This is a genomic window from Mucilaginibacter pallidiroseus (assembly GCF_007846085.1).
Classification (GTDB): domain Bacteria; phylum Bacteroidota; class Bacteroidia; order Sphingobacteriales; family Sphingobacteriaceae; genus Mucilaginibacter; species Mucilaginibacter pallidiroseus.
In genome coordinates, this window is sequence record NZ_VOEJ01000007.1 from 140,399 (window position 1) to 157,766 (window position 17,368).

At 42.7% G+C, this 17,368-nt stretch carries 17 protein-coding genes; 11 read left to right on the top strand and 6 right to left on the bottom strand.

The window, feature by feature from the left end:
- The first annotated feature begins 55 nt into the window (after window positions 1-55).
- The gene (locus FPZ43_RS14915) at window positions 56-532 is read left to right on the top strand and encodes a DUF4126 family protein (RefSeq protein WP_146382728.1); all 477 of its coding nucleotides are present in this window, start codon (window positions 56-58) and stop codon (window positions 530-532) included.
- Here FPZ43_RS14915 and FPZ43_RS14920 read toward each other — a convergent pair.
- Window positions 529-1,242, bottom strand: coding sequence for a hypothetical protein (locus FPZ43_RS14920; RefSeq protein WP_146382729.1), 714 nt, complete (start codon window positions 1,240-1,242; stop codon window positions 529-531). The genes FPZ43_RS14915 and FPZ43_RS14920 overlap by 4 nt on opposite strands.
- A gap of 208 nt (window positions 1,243-1,450) precedes the next feature.
- Between FPZ43_RS14920 and FPZ43_RS14925 the strand changes: the two genes are divergently transcribed.
- The 3 genes from FPZ43_RS14925 to FPZ43_RS19330 all read left to right on the top strand — a co-directional run bounded on the left by FPZ43_RS14925 (window position 1,451) and on the right by FPZ43_RS19330 (window position 2,676).
- A complete protein-coding gene (locus FPZ43_RS14925) occupies window positions 1,451-1,948 on the top strand; it encodes a hypothetical protein (protein ID WP_146382730.1) in 498 nt (165 codons plus the stop codon).
- Entirely contained in the window at window positions 1,923-2,429 is a 507-nt protein-coding gene (locus FPZ43_RS14930; RefSeq protein ID WP_146382731.1) for a hypothetical protein, read from the top strand. The genes FPZ43_RS14925 and FPZ43_RS14930 overlap by 26 nt, the downstream gene beginning before the upstream one ends.
- An 85-nt stretch (window positions 2,430-2,514) precedes the next feature.
- Window positions 2,515-2,676 (top strand): hypothetical protein, encoded by a 162-nt coding sequence (locus FPZ43_RS19330; RefSeq protein ID WP_186461854.1) that lies wholly within the window; start codon window positions 2,515-2,517, stop codon window positions 2,674-2,676.
- Between the two features lie 12 nt (window positions 2,677-2,688).
- On the opposite strand, the gene FPZ43_RS14935 is transcribed toward FPZ43_RS19330, so the two are convergent.
- Complete coding sequence (locus FPZ43_RS14935) at window positions 2,689-4,905, bottom strand: ATP-binding protein (protein ID WP_146382732.1); 2,217 nt, start codon at window positions 4,903-4,905, stop codon at window positions 2,689-2,691.
- 384 nt (window positions 4,906-5,289) lie between these two features.
- On the opposite strand from FPZ43_RS14935, the gene FPZ43_RS14940 reads away from it, so the two are divergent.
- From FPZ43_RS14940 to FPZ43_RS14960, 5 genes are all read left to right on the top strand, one after another.
- Window positions 5,290-6,597 carry a gluconate:H+ symporter gene (locus FPZ43_RS14940; protein ID WP_146382733.1) on the top strand — a complete coding sequence of 436 codons (1,308 nt, stop codon included), beginning with the start codon at window positions 5,290-5,292 and terminating at the stop codon, window positions 6,595-6,597.
- Window positions 6,598-6,608: 11 nt separating this feature from the next.
- Window positions 6,609-7,406 (top strand): alpha/beta fold hydrolase, encoded by a 798-nt coding sequence (locus FPZ43_RS14945; protein ID WP_146382734.1) that lies wholly within the window; start codon window positions 6,609-6,611, stop codon window positions 7,404-7,406.
- A 93-nt stretch (window positions 7,407-7,499) separates the two neighbouring features.
- Window positions 7,500-7,808 (top strand): glycine zipper 2TM domain-containing protein, encoded by a 309-nt coding sequence (locus FPZ43_RS14950; protein WP_146382735.1) that lies wholly within the window; start codon window positions 7,500-7,502, stop codon window positions 7,806-7,808.
- Window positions 7,809-8,104: 296 nt separating this feature from the next.
- A complete protein-coding gene (locus FPZ43_RS14955) occupies window positions 8,105-8,467 on the top strand; it encodes a response regulator (RefSeq protein ID WP_146382736.1) in 363 nt (120 codons plus the stop codon).
- A gap of 38 nt (window positions 8,468-8,505) precedes the next feature.
- Entirely contained in the window at window positions 8,506-9,504 is a 999-nt protein-coding gene (locus FPZ43_RS14960; RefSeq protein ID WP_146382737.1) for an alpha/beta fold hydrolase, read from the top strand.
- A gap of 140 nt (window positions 9,505-9,644) precedes the next feature.
- On the opposite strand, the gene dnaK is transcribed toward FPZ43_RS14960, so the two are convergent.
- Together dnaK and ispG are read right to left on the bottom strand one after the other, a co-directional pair.
- Window positions 9,645-11,549 (bottom strand): molecular chaperone DnaK, encoded by a 1,905-nt coding sequence (dnaK, locus tag FPZ43_RS14965; RefSeq protein WP_146382738.1) that lies wholly within the window; start codon window positions 11,547-11,549, stop codon window positions 9,645-9,647.
- Window positions 11,550-11,747: 198 nt separating this feature from the next.
- Window positions 11,748-13,796 carry a (E)-4-hydroxy-3-methylbut-2-enyl-diphosphate synthase gene (gene ispG / locus FPZ43_RS14970; protein WP_146382845.1) on the bottom strand — a complete coding sequence of 683 codons (2,049 nt, stop codon included), beginning with the start codon at window positions 13,794-13,796 and terminating at the stop codon, window positions 11,748-11,750.
- 121 nt (window positions 13,797-13,917) lie between these two features.
- On the opposite strand from ispG, the gene FPZ43_RS14975 reads away from it, so the two are divergent.
- Complete coding sequence (locus FPZ43_RS14975; RefSeq protein WP_146382739.1) at window positions 13,918-14,736, top strand: hypothetical protein; 819 nt, start codon at window positions 13,918-13,920, stop codon at window positions 14,734-14,736.
- On the opposite strand, the gene FPZ43_RS14980 is transcribed toward FPZ43_RS14975, so the two are convergent.
- Entirely contained in the window at window positions 14,716-15,714 is a 999-nt protein-coding gene (locus FPZ43_RS14980; RefSeq protein ID WP_146382740.1) for a phosphotransferase enzyme family protein, read from the bottom strand. The genes FPZ43_RS14975 and FPZ43_RS14980 overlap by 21 nt on opposite strands.
- A gap of 82 nt (window positions 15,715-15,796) precedes the next feature.
- A complete protein-coding gene (locus FPZ43_RS14985; RefSeq protein ID WP_146382741.1) occupies window positions 15,797-16,651 on the bottom strand; it encodes an NAD(P)-dependent oxidoreductase in 855 nt (284 codons plus the stop codon).
- Between the two features lie 72 nt (window positions 16,652-16,723).
- On the opposite strand from FPZ43_RS14985, the gene FPZ43_RS14990 reads away from it, so the two are divergent.
- Entirely contained in the window at window positions 16,724-17,365 is a 642-nt protein-coding gene (locus FPZ43_RS14990; protein ID WP_146382742.1) for an RDD family protein, read from the top strand.
- Window positions 17,366-17,368 lie beyond the last annotated feature (3 nt).

The following is a 17,368-nucleotide window of genomic DNA, read 5'->3' on the forward strand; positions in this document are numbered from 1 at the left end:
ATTTAAATACACCACCCAATCAAAAACCTAAAAGCACCACACCTGTTGTTACAGCATGGCAAACGGAAAAGTATTATTCCAGGTAATTGGTTTAGGCGCAGTAGCAGGTATGCGCGCATCATTGGCAACAGCTATTACAAGTAACTATCTACGCAATCATCCAAATCCTGCAATCAGCAGGTCGATGTTCAGATTTATGCAGATGCCGGTGACTGCGGTAACTACACAGTTGGTATCTGCGGCAGAAATAAGCAACGATAAAATGCCCGGCACGCCCGACAGGATAGAACCGTCACAAGTAGCGGCCAGGGTACTATCAGGCGCGTTTGTAGGTGCAACCATTGCTAAAGCCAATAGGGAAAGTATACTTACCGGCATGTTACTGGGTGGTGCATCAGCATTGGCTGTAACATTTGGCAGTTTCTTTTTGCGCCAATACGTAGAAGAAAACACGCACTTAACCGATCCTGTTGCCGGTGCTTTCGAGGATGCCTTTGCGATAGGCAGCGGCGTATCACTTATGAAAATTTAATTGATAACAAGGGGCTCCGGGCTACGCTTGTCAGCAGGTAAGTCCTGGTATTTTTTGTAACAATCGTTAAGGTAAGGTATCAACTCAAAGTTGCTCTTGGTGTATACCTTTACACTCGGTGTATATAGCGATATAAAGTTTTGCATATCCTGCCCTTCCAAAGGCACATATCTTGATAAGCTTTTTGCGTTAAAAACAGCTGCAATCCTATCCATTGTCTCAAAATCCTTCAGTTGCTTTTGCAGTTTGGCTTTCTTTCTCTCGTCCTTTTTCCAGTACCACATCCGCACAACTATTCCACCCGTAGGATAACCTTTTTTATCGCGCTGGTAAACTACCGTTTGCCCGTGGTACAATGGGTCATAGTAGGTATTCATGTTACTGGTTTCCGTAGTTGTAATATTTACCTGGGCCAGCTCATTCTTTTTTGGTGTTAAAAAAATCTCCTTTTCGTTCAGGTCTGTCACCAGTACAGTATCATGCATATAAGCAAAACCTTTTAACGTGAGTATATCACCTGCTTTAGCGTTGATGTTGAAACGTCCTTTAGCATCTGTAAAAACACTTTGCTTGTTTGTGATGTTCTCAATAAAAACATCGCTTAAACCAATGCGTGTTTGATGCTCGAAGACCCTGCCTCTTAATTTTTTTTGACCAAAGGCAACCGTAGCTAAAAAACAAAAAAATAGAGCCAGGATATAGCAACGCATAATTAAAGCTACGAATAACACACAGGGCTGCAAAGCATAATGTGTGTATTTAACCTTAATTAACATTTCAATAGTTGCGGTAAAGTTAAAGTACTGGCTTTGTGAAATTTATTGCCCGAAACGATTTGTTTTTACGCTTGGCTATTTGCAGGCTATGTATTATTATATTTATATTTGAAGAACTGATTTTTTTTATACTAACCCCAATTTGGAACAACAGCTAATACCTGCCGATAACGCTTTTCAAACCGGCGCATTGACAAAGCACACCCTATATACCAAATATAGCGGCATGCTGCTGGGTTATATAGCTGAAGTTGTGAACAACAATAAACTGGCCGAGCAATACCTGGTAGACCTGTTTACCGAATTGAATGAGCCGCAGATAAAGCAACTTACCCAGCCCGGGGTTAACACATTTATTGGTTTACAGCAAATGGCGCGCAAGAAGCTTGCTGCTTTTGTAGCTACGCTTGCTGATTGCAAGCCCGATGAAAGGCCGAAAACCGAACCAATCAAAAATTCGTATATCGAGCGCATGAACGCAGAACAACAATTTGTTTTTTGCGGAATACACTATCACAGCAAAACTATAGGTACATTAGCTATTGAGTTGGATAAGACAGAGGACAGGATTAAGCAGATTTTAAAAGAATCATTTACCATAATTAGAAGTACCCGTGATACCGCAACAGTTCATAAATAGCGGCATTTTAGAAGCCTATGTAACAGGTTCTGCCTCTGAGCAAGAGGTGCAGGAACTGCTTTACATGAAAGCTACCTACCCAGAGGTAGATGAGGCTTTGGCGGAACTTGAACTTGACATGGAACTTATTGCCCGCGAAATGGCTGTGATGCCGCCGCCGGGAACCTGGGGCAAAATATCTGACCGTATAGACGACTTAATATTACGCCCGAGTGAAGAGCCTGTACCTTACCAGGCGCGACAACAGCAAAAAGAGCAAACTTACAATAATGGCAGTACCCAAACCGGGCCTCAATACATCGAGGTTGAAGGCGAATCGAGCCACATGCGTATTCACAAAGCATGGCGCTGGGCTTTTGCTGCGGTATTTGTATTAGGAAAAATATTTTTAGGCTGTGCCATTTACTTTTATCTGGAAAACAGGCAGGCGCAAATGCAAATGCAGGAACTTAAAACTGAGTTAAAACAGTTAAAAAAATAATTCGGCTAAACACACTTTTTCGGATTTGGGATTTCCTTAAACCATTTTGACTACTGTGAGTTGTATTATTAAACAGCTTACCATTATGGCAACACAATCTAATAATCCTGATAAAGAGGACAAGAATTTGAATCCTCAAGAAGAAAATGATACTGAAAGCCTGAGTACTGAAAGGCCCTTAAGTGAAAAAGATGAAATAAAGGAAGCCGAAGAACGGACGAATGAAGAAATTAAAAAGGATGCCTAAATGGTGTCTTTTTTAATTTACGGACCATTTATCCGGCATTAGTTGCTTTTTCAACATTGCAGAAGCGATATTATCAATTAAGTTTTTCTCGGTAAAAGGTTTCAGTACAACACCTGTTATACCCACTGAAAGGTATTTGTCTCTATCCTCTTTAAGCACATTAGCCGTTAGCGCCAAAATAGGAACTGATGCCTTCGTTTCATTTCCGTTGGCGCGTATTACCTGCGATAATTCTATCCCCCCCATTTCGGGCATCTCAATATCAGTTAATATTACATCGTAGTTGTTATCCTCAAACTTTTGCAATGCCTGCCTGCCGTCACAAGCGGTATCAAAACTTACATTCCATTTCTTTAAAATGGTACTCACCAGTAATACATTAAGTTTATTGTCATCAGCTACCAGCACTCGCTTACCTGCAATTATATTAGCCTGCTGATGCATATCATCCCCATCACTATTTACTTTATATGCTTCTACAGTGCTTACCTCAAACGGAATTTTAAAACTGAATATAGTCCCCTTGCCTACCCTGCTGGCAACTTTAATGCTGCCACCCTGTAACTCAACAATTTTTTTGCTGATAGCCAGGCCCAGCCCGGTACCCGGTTGTTTAGAAACCTTTTGTGCCGATTTAACCTGCGAAAACTCATCGAATATATAGGGCATATGTTCGGCATCAATACCTACGCCGGTATCCCTTATGGATACGTTAAGCATCTTAAACCCGGAGCGGTTGGAATCGTCTGTTAAAAAAGCCTTTACGGTTACGCTGCCCTGCGCTGTAAACTTAATAGCGTTACCTACCAAATTCATCACCACCTGCTTAAGGCGGTGGTAGTCACCATTAAAAACAAGACTTTTCTTAAATTCAATATCCCGTTTAAGTAAAATGTTCTTTTTGTTGGCCTGCACACGCATGCTGGTTGCAATTTCTTCAATGGCCTCATACGGCGAAAATGGCGTACTGTCAAAACTCATCTTCCCGGTTTCGTACTTCGAGAAATCCAGTATCTCATTCACAACATCAAGCAGCATTTTTGATGAACTGCGGATAGCGTATATCTGCTCGGATTGTTCTTCGGTAAGCTTGCTTTGTGTTAACTGCTCAGAAAAACCAATGATCGAGTTTAAAGGCGTACGTATTTCATGGCTCATATTGGCCATAAAGCGGCTTTTTGATTGGGCATGTATCTCTGCCTTCTCGGTATAAACAACCAGTTCTTCCTGATCCTTAAATATTTTCCAGATATTATATAACAAGATCACAACAACTGTGGTCATCAATAAAAACATCAGGCCTGATATTTTTCGATACTCATAAAGCACGGTTGCCAGGTTGCTGTTCATTTCGGTTTTGCTTGAGGCTATGTAATTATGCTCGGCTACCTTATATTTTTTGAGACTATTAATAATTTGATTAATAAGGCGGTTATTAATCTCGAGCATTTCGCGCTCGTTTGCCCGTAAGCGATTATTTGTCTGGTAAATTTTATCATAGTATTTACCGTAAACTTCGCTAACCGCCGGTAAAACAGTCATTGTGGTAATTACCGTATCGGTACGGCGCTCCACCAATACGGGTTGCTTTTTTGCTTCCTGTACCTGCTTATCTTTTTTGCTGAATACCGAGAACACTTTCCCAAAGAATCCTTTCTTCTCCTTTACCGGCTTGGCTGCAGCTACGGCTGCCACGGGCTTAACCGTATCTATTTGGACCCGAGTTTTAATTCGCCTAAGTACCGGGCGCTTAACCAGGCTCTTTTCGTTTTTCCTTAACGACTCATTTATTTTTGATGCCGACTTCATTAAGCTGTCAGACAGCGTCATGAGGCGTATATAGCTATCTGTTTTTAGCGCCTTTTGGCTTATCAAATCCTGCAGCCCTTTATCAACTCCAAGGTCAATAGCGCTTTTATCATTTGCATTTATGTTGCTGATGATTTTACGGATATCTTTAATTTGCCTTGAAAACTCTTTAGAATAATATGTTTTACCAGTTAAAGCAAACATACGGCTACTGTTGTCTGCACTGTAAAGCTCAATGATACAGCTATCTATCAAAGCTGAGTTTTCTCGGGCTGTTATCATTTTCTGAAAGGTAGTTCGAACCTTTTCGGCTTTGCTATAGTGCAGATAAAGGTAAAATGCGCTACCAAATAACACCACTATGAGCACTACGATGAGTCCGTATCTCAAAAATGATGTCCTCTTGAAACCTGTTATCATATACTATTAAAGAAAAACTACTATCGGACTGCAATGCCGGTAACTATGTACAACTGTTATAAACCTCTTTTAGCAATGGCGGTGCCACCAAACCCAATATTCCAGAAAGGTGTGGATTATAAAACTGAATGTAAATGAGCAATATGCAACTGTCTTTTTTACACTAATTAACGTTTAAACATCATTTAGGCGGTATAAATAATGACCTGTTTTTGCGCCACAGCATAAATTCTTATTAGACAACCTGCACGGAGCATTAGTGTTTGATTTGATATCCATAGCTTATAAAGCATAATCTTACAGGATATTATTAATAAAACTTGCTACATTAGGTGAGTCGGGCATGCCGGCCGTAAACTAATATACCAATTCAAATATTTAATAATGCTGGTAATACTACTTTGCATAATAATGCTTATTGTGCTTGTTAGCTGGGCAAAGCTTAACCCCTTTGTTGCTTTTCTGCTGGTATCAATAGCGGCGGGCTTAATGCTGGGCATACCTATAAACAAAGTCACCGCTTCGGTACAAAAAGGCATAGGCGATATTTTAAGCGGGCTTGTAATTATTATTTGCTTAGGTGCGATGCTTGGCAAAATGGTGGCATCAAGCGGGGCAGCGCAAAAAATTGCAGAAGTGCTGGTACAGGCGGTTGGTCAAAAATATATTCAGTGGGCCCTGGTAGCGGCTGGCTTTATCATTGGCATCCCTTTGTTTTACGGTATTGGCTTTGTGCTTATGGTGCCTCTTATTTTTTCGGTAGTTTATAAGTACAAATTGCCGGCAGTATTTATAGGCCTGCCCATGATTGCCTCCTTATCTGTAACACATGGTTTTTTACCACCTCACCCGTCTCCATCGGCATTGGTAGTATTGTTCCATGCAAACATGGCTACCACTTTTGTTTACGGACTAAGCATAGCCATACCTGCCATTATATTAGCCGGACCAGTGTTTGCCCAATTCCTCAGGAAAATCCCGTCAGAGCCTTTAGCAACCTTCAGAGCTGAAGAAATCCCTGCTGATAAGTTACCAAGCGGAGTTGTCAGCTTTTTCACAGCCCTGTTGCCCGTACTGCTTTTAATGTTTACAGCCTTCTTTCCGTACCTCGGTGTAACCAATGATAGTGTATTAAAGCTGGTTGCTTTTTTGGGCGATCCATCAATAGTAATGCTGATCGCCTTGATTTTTGCCACTTATACACTGGGTATAAAACAAGGCAAAAGCATGGGGCAGATAAGTGTTTACTATACGGATGCCGTTAAAGATATTTCGTTAATACTGTTGATTATAGCAGGATCGGGCGCGTTTAAAGAAGTATTAACCTCAAGCGGTGTAAGCAATGAAATTGCCGAAAGCCTTAAAAAATTTAACCTGCCGCCTTTGGTACTGGGCTGGGTAATAGCGGCTATTATCAGGGTAAGCCTGGGTTCGGCTACGGTTGCTGGGCTAACTGCGGCAGGCATTGTTGCATCACTGGTAGTGTCAGAGCATGTTAATCCAAACCTCATGGTGCTATCTATCGGCGCGGGCAGTTTGGCATTTTCGCACGTTAATGATTCAGGCTTCTGGCTTTTTAAAGAATATTTTAACCTGAGTATAAAGGACACCTTTCGCTCATGGTCTGTCATGGAAACCCTCGTATCAGTCATTGGGTTAATTGGCGTAGTGTTGCTGGATATTTTTGTGTGATAGTTATATAGATGAAAAAATTTGCCCTTGTAATTGCAATTGTGCTATCAGTTGTCACACTAACATTTGCGCAGAGTACCCCGGAAACATATTATATATCTTTCGACGGTACAAAAATTTATTACGAAGTGCAGGGCAGCGGCTATCCGGTGGTTCTGGTTCATGGCTTTACCAATAACAGCCAAAGCTGGAAACGCGGTAAACTTTACCAGGAGCTGCTTAACCATGGGTATAAAGTTATCATTATGGACCTTCGTGGCAACGGACGTTCCGGCAAACCACATACCGACGCTGCCTACTCAAATGGTGCCGAAGCTAAAGATGTAATGGGCTTGGTGAGCAGCCTTGGTATTAAGCGGTATGCAGTAGTTGGCTACTCGCGCGGCTCGATAATAACATCCCGCATTATGGTGCTTGATAAGCGCGTAAACAAAGCTGTTATGGGTGGCATGGGCGCTAATTATACCAACCCAAACTGGCCGCGCCGTATACACGCCTATGAGGCCTTAATGGGCGATACCACTCACCACGATGTTGATGAAATGATGGGTTGGATACATCGCAACAACTTTGATAATACTGCGCTTGCGTATCAACAAAAACACCAGCCATCTACCAGTGCTGCCGAGCTTGGTAAACTTAGGATACCTGTGTTACTTATTGATGGTACCGAAGATGACACAAACGGTGATGTTACTATTTTACAAAAGATGATACCCGGTTCTAAACTAATTAATGTACCTGGAAATCACGACAATGCAGGCAATTCTATACAATTTTCTACAGCGGTACTTAACTTTTTGAAATGAAAGAGTCTAACATCATGAATGCAGTGCAAAACAATACTGGCCTGCAATTTGTAGTTGGCAAATAATAAACATTAAAATAAGAGGAACTACTATATGAAAAAGATCATTGCATTTAGCGGCCTTGCGTTAACACTTATGTTTGCAGCAAGCCCAAAAGCCGAAGCTCAGATAAGTAAACAAGGTAAAGGTGCCATTATTGGCGGTGCTGGTGGTGCCGTAGCAGGTGGCCTTATTGGTAAAAGTGTTGGCGGCGCCGTTATTGGCGGTGCAATTGGTGCCGGCGGTGGTTATATTATTGGTAACGAAGCCCGCAAACGCGAAGAAAAAAGGAAACGTCAGGCATACTTAAGACGCCGTGCAGCCTGGAAAAGAGCTCATCCAGGCAAAGCCTATCCATATTAATAACAAGTAATTTTGAATACTTTGGAGCCGCAGTTTAATACTGCGGCTTTTTTGTTGGTCATTATGTCGGCAACACAACTTTTACGCTGCAATTAACGTAAACTATACAAAAACGTAACTATTACGCAATTATTCATTATTATAATACAATGACGTTGCGTTTAATTTATAATATAAATTTTTATACTAATTTTGTTGCCGGCAATAGGCCCTTAAACTGTTGCCATATCAAGCTGTTTTAAACTATTTAGACGCTAAAATACCTTTGCCGGCTTTTAGCTATAAATTGAAAATTTATGGTGAAGCGTATTTTAGTATTAGATGATAACCAGGATATCCTGGAAATTGTGCACGAAACCCTTACCTACGAAAACTTCGACGTTAAAAGTACCGGCGATCCATCAGTTGTATTGGAATACGTTGCCGATTTTGCACCTGACCTTGTAATTTTAGATTACCGTGTAGCGGGTAGTAACGGTGGTGAAATTTGCCGTGCAATAAAATCAAATCCCGAATACTGCAACACACCGGTTATTATTTTTTCGGCATACGTAAATCGCGATTCGGAGCTTTTAGCTTACGGGTGCGATGCCATTATTGCCAAACCATTTGATTTAACGGAATTGGTTGAAAAAGTAAATAATTTGATTAAATCGTAAACGTTAATATTAGCATCTGTTAAACGCTAATAATCGTAATGCGCTATATATATCTTGTACTGATTGCTGCCCTTTCTTTTTTTGATATTAGTAATGGCTACGCGCAAAGCAGCTACACCAGCACCGACTTTTTTGTACCCAACGGCGATTTACAAATCCAGGTACGTAAAGTAACCGAAAACACTTATTCGTCACGTAAAAAGAAACCTTTGCTGCTTGTAAATGGCAGCGTGGGGGCTACAGCGTTGTTTGATCTGCCAGTAGAAGATGCCTCGTTTGCCAAAGCACTGGCCGATGCTGGCTTCACCGTATATATGATGAACGTTCGCGGGTGGGAACGCTCAACAGCACCTGCCTACAACACCACTGATACGGCGCTTGTTGCAGGTTCCTGTCAGGAGGCATCACTGGACATTGATGCAGTTATAAATTACATTGCCAAGGACGTACCTGACGGTAAGGTTAACCTCTTAGGCGCCGAAGCCGGTGGGCATTGGGCGTCATTCTACACCAGCTTACATGCAGACAAGGTTTTGCATCTTATTGTTCTTAACTCGTTATATGGTGTTAAGGCACCCTGGAAAGCAATAGCTGTAGCAATTCCCAACTACAACAACTGGCTGTTAAGCGAACAAGCCATTGCAAATAACTGGGCTAACACCTCAGCTACAGATACACTAATGCAGGTAGATTCGCTGGTAGGTAATACCTTTGCTAAAGCGGCAACCGGCTACAGCCCCAACCGGCTGCTAAAAATACCCGGTGGATTTATGAAAGAGAGCCTGCAAATGGCGCAGGGCAAAAAGTATTGGGACGCTAAAGATATTACGGTGCCTATCCTACTTGTACGTTGCGAGCACGACGAGTGGTCGAGGCCCGAAGACCTGGAAGCTTACTTCAACGAACTACCTGCCGCTACACCTAAAAAGAAACTTGTTATCTCTCACGCTGATAAATACGTTGCGCTCGATAGAAATACCGCAGCACGCCGAAGCCTTATTATCGCCATTGATAACTTTATTAAAAAGGGGATTTAATCTGGCTTACCGGCCTGCATGTTTGCGCCTGGGACGCTGAAACAAGTTAAGCAGCACCGCTCCATCGATTAGGGAGGTTTCTAAACAAAAAATGCCCCGGCAATTGCTTACCGGGGCACTTCATTTATATATCGAAGTGGTTATTTTACTTCTTCAAAGTCAACATCGGTTACATTGTCTGCACCTTGTGCATCACCGCCACCTTGCTGGCCTGCATCAGCACCCGGCTGTTGGCCTGCTTCGGCAGAAGCTTTGTACATATCTTCTGATGCTGCGGTCCATGCCGTGTTCAATTCAGTTTGCGCTGTTTCGATCTCGTCAAGGTTTTTAGCAGAATAAGCAGCTTTCAATTTCTCAAGACCGGCTTCAATAGGTGCTTTTTTGTCAGCAGGTATTTTATCGCCGTACTCTTTCAATTGTTTTTCGGTGCTGAAGATCAAAGCATCAGCAGAGTTCAGTTTTTCAACTTCTTCTTTTGCTTTTTTGTCAGCATCAGCATTTGCTTCAGCTTCCTCTTTCATCTTCTTGATCTCGGCATCAGTTAAGCCCGATGAAGCTTCGATACGGATCTTTTGCTCTTTACCTGTTGCTTTATCTTTTGCAGATACGTTTAATATACCGTTGGCATCAATATCAAAGGTTACTTCAATTTGAGGAACGCCACGTGGAGCAGGTGGTATACCATCCAGGTGGAAACGGCCTATGGTACGGTTACCCGATGCCATTGGGCGCTCACCCTGTAATATGTGGATCTCTACTGACGGCTGGCTATCGCTGGCAGTTGAGAAAGTCTCTGATTTTTTGGTTGGGATAGTTGTGTTTGATTCGATCAACTTGGTCATCACACCACCCATAGTTTCAATACCTAATGATAATGGAGTAACGTCTAACAACAACACATCTTTAACCTCACCGGTTAATACACCACCCTGTATAGCTGCACCAATTGCTACAACCTCATCAGGGTTAACACCTTTTGAAGGCGCTTTGCCAAAGAATTTTTGTACAGCGTCCTGTATAGCAGGGATACGGGTTGAACCACCTACAAGGATGATCTCATCAATATCTGATGCACTGTAACCTGCATTTTTCAAAGCAGTTTTACAAGGGTCAATGGTTCGTTTAATCAGGCTATCAGCCAATTGCTCAAATTTTGCACGGGTTAAAGTTTTAACCAAGTGTTTAGGGCCTTCGGCACCTGCGGTGATATATGGCAGGTTAATTTCTGTTTGCGTAGTGCTTGATAATTCAATCTTAGCTTTCTCGGCAGACTCTTTTAAACGTTGCAAAGCCATTGGATCTTTACGCAAGTCAACACCTTCATCGCTTTTAAACTCATCAGCCAACCAGTCAATAATTACCTGGTCAAAATCGTCACCACCTAAGTGTGTATCACCATCTGTTGATTTAACTTCAAATACACCGTCGCCAAGCTCAAGTACAGATACGTCATGCGTACCACCACCGCAGTCAAAAACTGCAATTTTCATGTCCTTGTGTGCTTTGTCCAAACCGTAGGCAAGTGCAGCAGCAGTAGGCTCGTTAATAATACGACGAACTTTTAAGCCTGCAATTTCGCCGGCTTCTTTAGTTGCCTGGCGCTGTGCATCGTTAAAGTATGCCGGTACGGTAATAACCGCCTCTGTAACTTCAGTACCTAAAAAGTCTTCAGCAGTTTTCTTCATTTTTTGAAGAATCATTGCAGATATCTCCTGAGGAGTATATTTACGGTCGCCAATTTCAACGCGTGGGGTGTTGTTATCACCTTTAACCACGTTGTATGGAACACGCTCAGCTTCTTTAGTAACCTCGTTGAACTGGTTACCCATGAAGCGTTTAATTGAATAGATAGTTTTTGTTGGGTTTGTGATAGCCTGACGTTTTGCAGGATCGCCCACCTTGCGTTCGCCATCGTTGACAAAAGCCACAACTGACGGCGTGGTACGTTTACCTTCGCTGTTTGCTATAACTACAGGCTCGTTACCTTCCATTACAGCCACACAAGAGTTGGTGGTACCTAAGTCAATTCCGATTATTTTAGACATATTATGATTGATTTTTCTGTTGTTAATTAAGTTGCTTACTCCACCTATTTAACAATGCATGTGCCAATATGTATTTGGCAGAAAAAATCAATTTGAAGTGTCATTTATTATACAAACAGTCAGGATTGCTTTGCATACCGGTGTCAGTTTGGCAGGGTTTAGATATAGGTTTGGATATAAAAAATATTAGAGTACATTTTACTCAACCGGCTCTATCCAGTTGCCGTCACCTTTAATGATGCCTATTAGTTCATCGAGTGCATTGGCCGAATTGATGTTCTTTTTAACGGCTTGCTGTCCGCGGTAAAGGGTTACTTTATCTGTACCCGAGCCTACATAGCCATAATCGGCATCAGCCATTTCGCCGGGACCATTTACAATGCAGCCCATGATGCCAATTTTTAATCCCTTTAAATGACTTGTACGGCTGCGGATCATCTGCGTGGTAACCATCAGATCGAACAGCGTTCGGCCGCAGCTTGGGCATGATATGTATTCGGTTTTGGAAATTCGCGAGCGGGTTGCCTGTAAAATACCAAAGGAGGTAGATGTAATTACCGAAGCAGGTATGCCCGGCGCATCAATCCAAACACCATCGCCAAAACCATCAACAAGCAAAGCACCGAGGTCTGTTGAAGCATATAGCTGTAATTTAGTATTGAGATCCGAGATTTGAGATGTGAGATCAGCTTCTGTATTTTGACTTTCGACTTTTGAATTTTGACTTTCAAACGCGTAGCTTCTCTTGATGATCACAGGCACATCTAACCCCATTTCCTGCAGTTTCAGGAAAAAAGATCGCTGATCGGCCATGCCGTGCAACTCATTGGTTTCTAAAACAAATACCAGGCTGTTATCAAGCGGAATATTTCCAAAGGCGTCAGTATCCAAATCGGCATTGGTAATGCGCACAAGGTTTAATGCTGATGTACGGTCGGTTGCTTCGATATATTCCGGAAGCGTAAATACCGGGTGGCTTAATGTTTTGTCGGCCAGTTTTTGCCAGGTGGCATAATTATATAATTTGCGCAGGTTGCCGGGCATGTTAAACGATGGCAGGCTATCGCCCATGTAAACAAAATCAACCGACTGCTCGGCCATGTTGTATTTATCCAGTATCGGCGAGTATAAATAGCCGGCATCATTCAATACGGCAGGGTCTTTCAAATTGGCCGCCGACAAATCAATTACCACCCTTGGCACCATGTGGCCGCCAATAAAAGCGTTGGCTTCCTGGCTTTCACGTTTTTTGTATTCGTAGGGATTATGAGTTGAAGGTTGAAAGTTGAAAGTTGAAACTTCTTCTGACTTTTTACTTTTAACTTTTAACATTTCACTCCTAACGGAGTATCGATTCACCAGCGCAATAGCAACCGGTGCTTCAGCTTCAGGTTCTTCGGTAAGTGATACACGAACGGTATCCCCAAGGCCATCTTCGAGTAGGGTACCAATACCAACTGCCGATTTTATGCGGCCGTCCTCGCCGTCGCCGGCTTCGGTAACGCCAAGATGCAGCGGGTACTTCATACCCTCGGCCACCATGGTTTCAACCAGTAAACGGTAAGCTTGCACCATAACCTGCGGATTGCTGCTTTTCATGGAAACCACCAGGTTATAATAATTAAGTGATTCGCACATGCGGATAAACTCCATAGCGCTCTCCACCATGCCTTGCGGTGTATCACCATAACGGCTCATAATACGGTCGCTCAGCGAACCGTGGTTGGTACCTATACGCATAGCGGTGCCGTATTCCTTACAAATATTTACCAACGGGGTAAACTTTTGCAGTATGCGTTCTAATTCACCATTGTATTGAGCATCAGTATATTCTATCTGGTCAAATTTCTTTTTATCGGCATAGTTGCCGGGGTTCACCCGCACTTTTTCAACTATGCGCGCAGCAACTTCGGCAGCGTTTGGTGTAAAGTGGATATCGGCCACAAGCGGCACCTGGTATCCGCGCGCGCGCAATTGCTTTTTTATCTCTGCCAAGTTGTTGGCTTCCTTGATGCTTGGTGCCGTAATGCGCACATACTCGCAACCTGCATCAACCATACGGATGGTTTGCTCAACCGTACCAAGGGTATCCATGGTATCGGTAGTGGTCATGCTTTGTATGCGGATAGGATTGTTGCCACCCATTGGTACATTGCCTATGTTTACCTCACGGGTAACAAAACGCGAATATTGGGTTAACGAGTTACAGTAACGGCCTGGCAGCATTTTAACGGCATCAGCATTCATGCAGGGGATGGTATTAATAAGATGCAAAAATACAAAATCTTTCACATCAAAACTTAACGATGGCTGCAGGGTTTATTAAACGGGCATTAATATTATATTAGAGGAATAGCAATTACGTAACATGAAGAAAATAATAGTATGCGCAGCCCTTTTGCTTTTTTTTGCCTCTTGCAATAACGACGACCAAAAATCGTCAGATAAACCCCTCGATCAATCGCAGGATATGATACAGCAGTTTAAGCCTGTCATAAATGGTGTTTGGGTCAAAAAGAATTACATTAAAAAACTTATCAAGGAAAAATCGGCAGTTGAAGTGGCCGACCGGGCAGAAGGCATAATGGTATTTGCTATTGATACCGATAAGCTTAAAGCGGATAGCATTACCGTGCCTGTAAGCTACAGCAATAAAAAAAATGGTGTTGTAAGTTTAAAATTTCACCCCGGTCGCAATAGTACTACAATTATGCTTGGTAGCGATGAACTGAGTTATACTATTAAGAACCAAGACACCACACTGATTATTTACCATTACGATGAAGCTAAAAGAGAAACCGCAACTGATAAATACATAAAGGCCTTTAATAAACAACAAACCGACGACCTTAGTTATGCCATGACTTACCTTATTAACAGGGGTTTATTAGCAGGAAATTACCAGGGAGTTGATGATGCCGGGAAGAAGTTGAATATTATGCTTTCCGAAGATGGTAAAATAAAAGGCTACCCTGGTTTAAGCAGCTACTACTTGCAAAACTACCCGGATGCACCTTTGAACAAGTTTGATGTAATTACCTTCAACAAAGGTACGCCCAAAGAGCAAAAGCTTGCTTTTGAAATGAAGAAACGAACACTCACGCTTTACCCAACTACCGCTAATGCCGACTCGACCCTGGTTATGACCGACAAACCTTATATGACCTTAACCAAGGACCGAAAGTAAAGGCGCAACATTATCATCGTAATACTTTTTCACCAGCAAATTGATAAAGCGCTTAAGATGCATTTCGTTGAGGAAAACATTTGACCAATTGTCAAACCTTTGGCATTGTACGCCCAGGTAGAAAAAATACATACTCACGCCGAGCGCTGGCAACAGGCGCTTTTCCTCGTCACTTATTTTCGTTATCGATTCATAGCCTGATAAGAAGCCTTCTTTTTTCGCTTGGCGTTCCGCCTCATCCTTTTCGGTACTGTGCAACTGCAGAACGTAATAGGCTATATCAAGGCATTGCCAGCCGTTACCGCAAAAGTCAAAATCGAAGATATTGATATGGCCATCATCCGTAATATTCATGTTATCGAACCAAATGTCCATATGTACCGGGCCTACCCGCAATTGCGTAAAATCTGCTTTGGCCAGTATATCCAGTAGTACTTTTTGCGTCGATTGCATCCATTGCATTTCCTCAGTATCGGCAGACAGAAAGTTATTGAGGTATCTGAATGGATCCTGCAGTAATACTTTCGGCGTATAATGTACCCTTGCCAATTCCATATCCGTTTGGTGCATGCGAGCCATAGCTTCCCCAACTTTGTAATGGGTTTCCCCAGGAAAATTGAGCAGCTTACCACCTGCTGCAAAAGTAAAAAGCACACCATACCGCAAGCCTTCGGGTGCGTTCAGTGCATAAAGGTAGCTTCCATCCTCTCCCGGTAAGGCGTATGATATAGGCAGGCTTTTTTCCTTCAGCGCATCAAGCAACCTTATCTCCTCTTTGATCTCGGTAACTGTGCGCCAGTTGAGACTATAAACCCTGAATACAAATTTATCTGCACCATCCGTTATCAAATAACTATGGTTAATACCAGTTTTTAATAGCCGGGCATTTGTGGCTACCCCAAGGTTATAGCGTTGCTGCACAAAAACAGCAAGGGCATTAGAAGCAAGGGTTGAGTTACTTACCGGGATAGTTTGCATGTAATATGAGATTGATTTGGCCGACGCAAAGAAACAAAAAAGCCGCTGCAAAAGCAGCGGCCTGATATCACTTACCTGGCAATTAATCTTCCAGGTGCTTTTTAACAGCTATTAAATCCTCGTCGCCTACAGTGGCTTTTGCATTATTATAGGTTTGCAGGGCTGCCCTTCCTAATGGTGTTGAAAGGCCAATATCTGCAGCCAGGCCAAGATCTTTTGCAATATTGTTCACTGTAAACGCAGGTGCATAGTTATCAGCAATAATTGCTTCGCCCTTAATTTTCATAAATGGGTTTGCCATAGCGCCATCGTTCAGCAAAGCCATCAGCGTAGCTGCATCAATGCCATTTTTACCGGCAAGTATAATCGCCTCGGCAAGGCCCTGCGCATGTATGGCCAATAAGGTGTTTATGGCAAGCTTAGCTGCGTTGCCCGCACCTGTATCGCCAAGATGAGTTGCCTTTTTACCCATTGTTTCAAGTATAGGCTTTACTTTTTCAAATGCGGTCGCATCACCGCCTGCCATAATAACCAACTGCGCGGTTTCGGCCTGTTTCACACTACCAGATACCGGCGCATCAAGGTAATGCGCTCCCTTGTCAGCACAAGCCGCAGCCATTTGCTTACTTATAGCCGAGGATACAGTGCTCATATTCACAATGATTTTTCCGTTGATATCGGCCGCCAGCAAACCGTCCGCACCATTAAATATCTGCTCAATGGCATTATCATCGGTGACCATTATAATGATTACATCGGTTTGCTGCACTAACTGCGCCGGAGTTGCAGCAATTGCAGCACCCTGTTCTTTTAAGGCGACTTCTTTATCCCTACTCCGATTATAAACCGTCAGCGGGTAGCCGGCCTTTAGCAATTGTGCCGACATTGGATTGCCCATGGTACCTAACCCTATCCAGCCTATTCTTGTTGATTCCATACCGTAATGACAAAATAAATTACATTAATGTTTCCAAATATGGCCCGTTTTTAGCTTTATCTTTGCAAGCTAATGACAGATTACTACTACCTGCAAAAGGACGGTGAAAAAACCGGCCCTTATAATTTTGACGAACTTACCGATATGGGCCTGGAGGTTAACGACCTGCTTATGGAAGACAATGGCAGCAAGTGGAGGCCAGCATCTGATATGCCCGAGTTTTACGATTACTTTAGATGGCGGGGTTACCTTTTCCCCACAGAGGATAACCTTGCCGGCTTCTGGTGGCGTGCGCTTGCCTATTTGATAGACATGTTCATCGTGGTAACCGTTGCTTACATAGCCATGCCCGATTTGCTTATCAAGATATATAACGCGCAGCTTAACGGCGATACAAGCGAAGCCCAGCAAATGGCCCGGGTACAATTTAATTTACTCGTGCTGGGTATTGCAACCCTGTACAATTCCATATTGGAGGCAACGCCTTTACGCGGTAGCATAGGCAAAAAAATCTGTCGTCTCTCTGTAGTAGATGCTAACGGGCAACGCCTTACATTTTTACGAGCACTTGCCCGCAATGCAGGCAAGATCATATCAAACCTTGTATTTTACGTAGGCTCGCTAAACATCTTATGGGACGAACATAAGCAAGCCTGGCACGACCAGTGGGCGGGTACTTATGTTGTAATTAACAATCCCTCTCGATATTTATAAAAT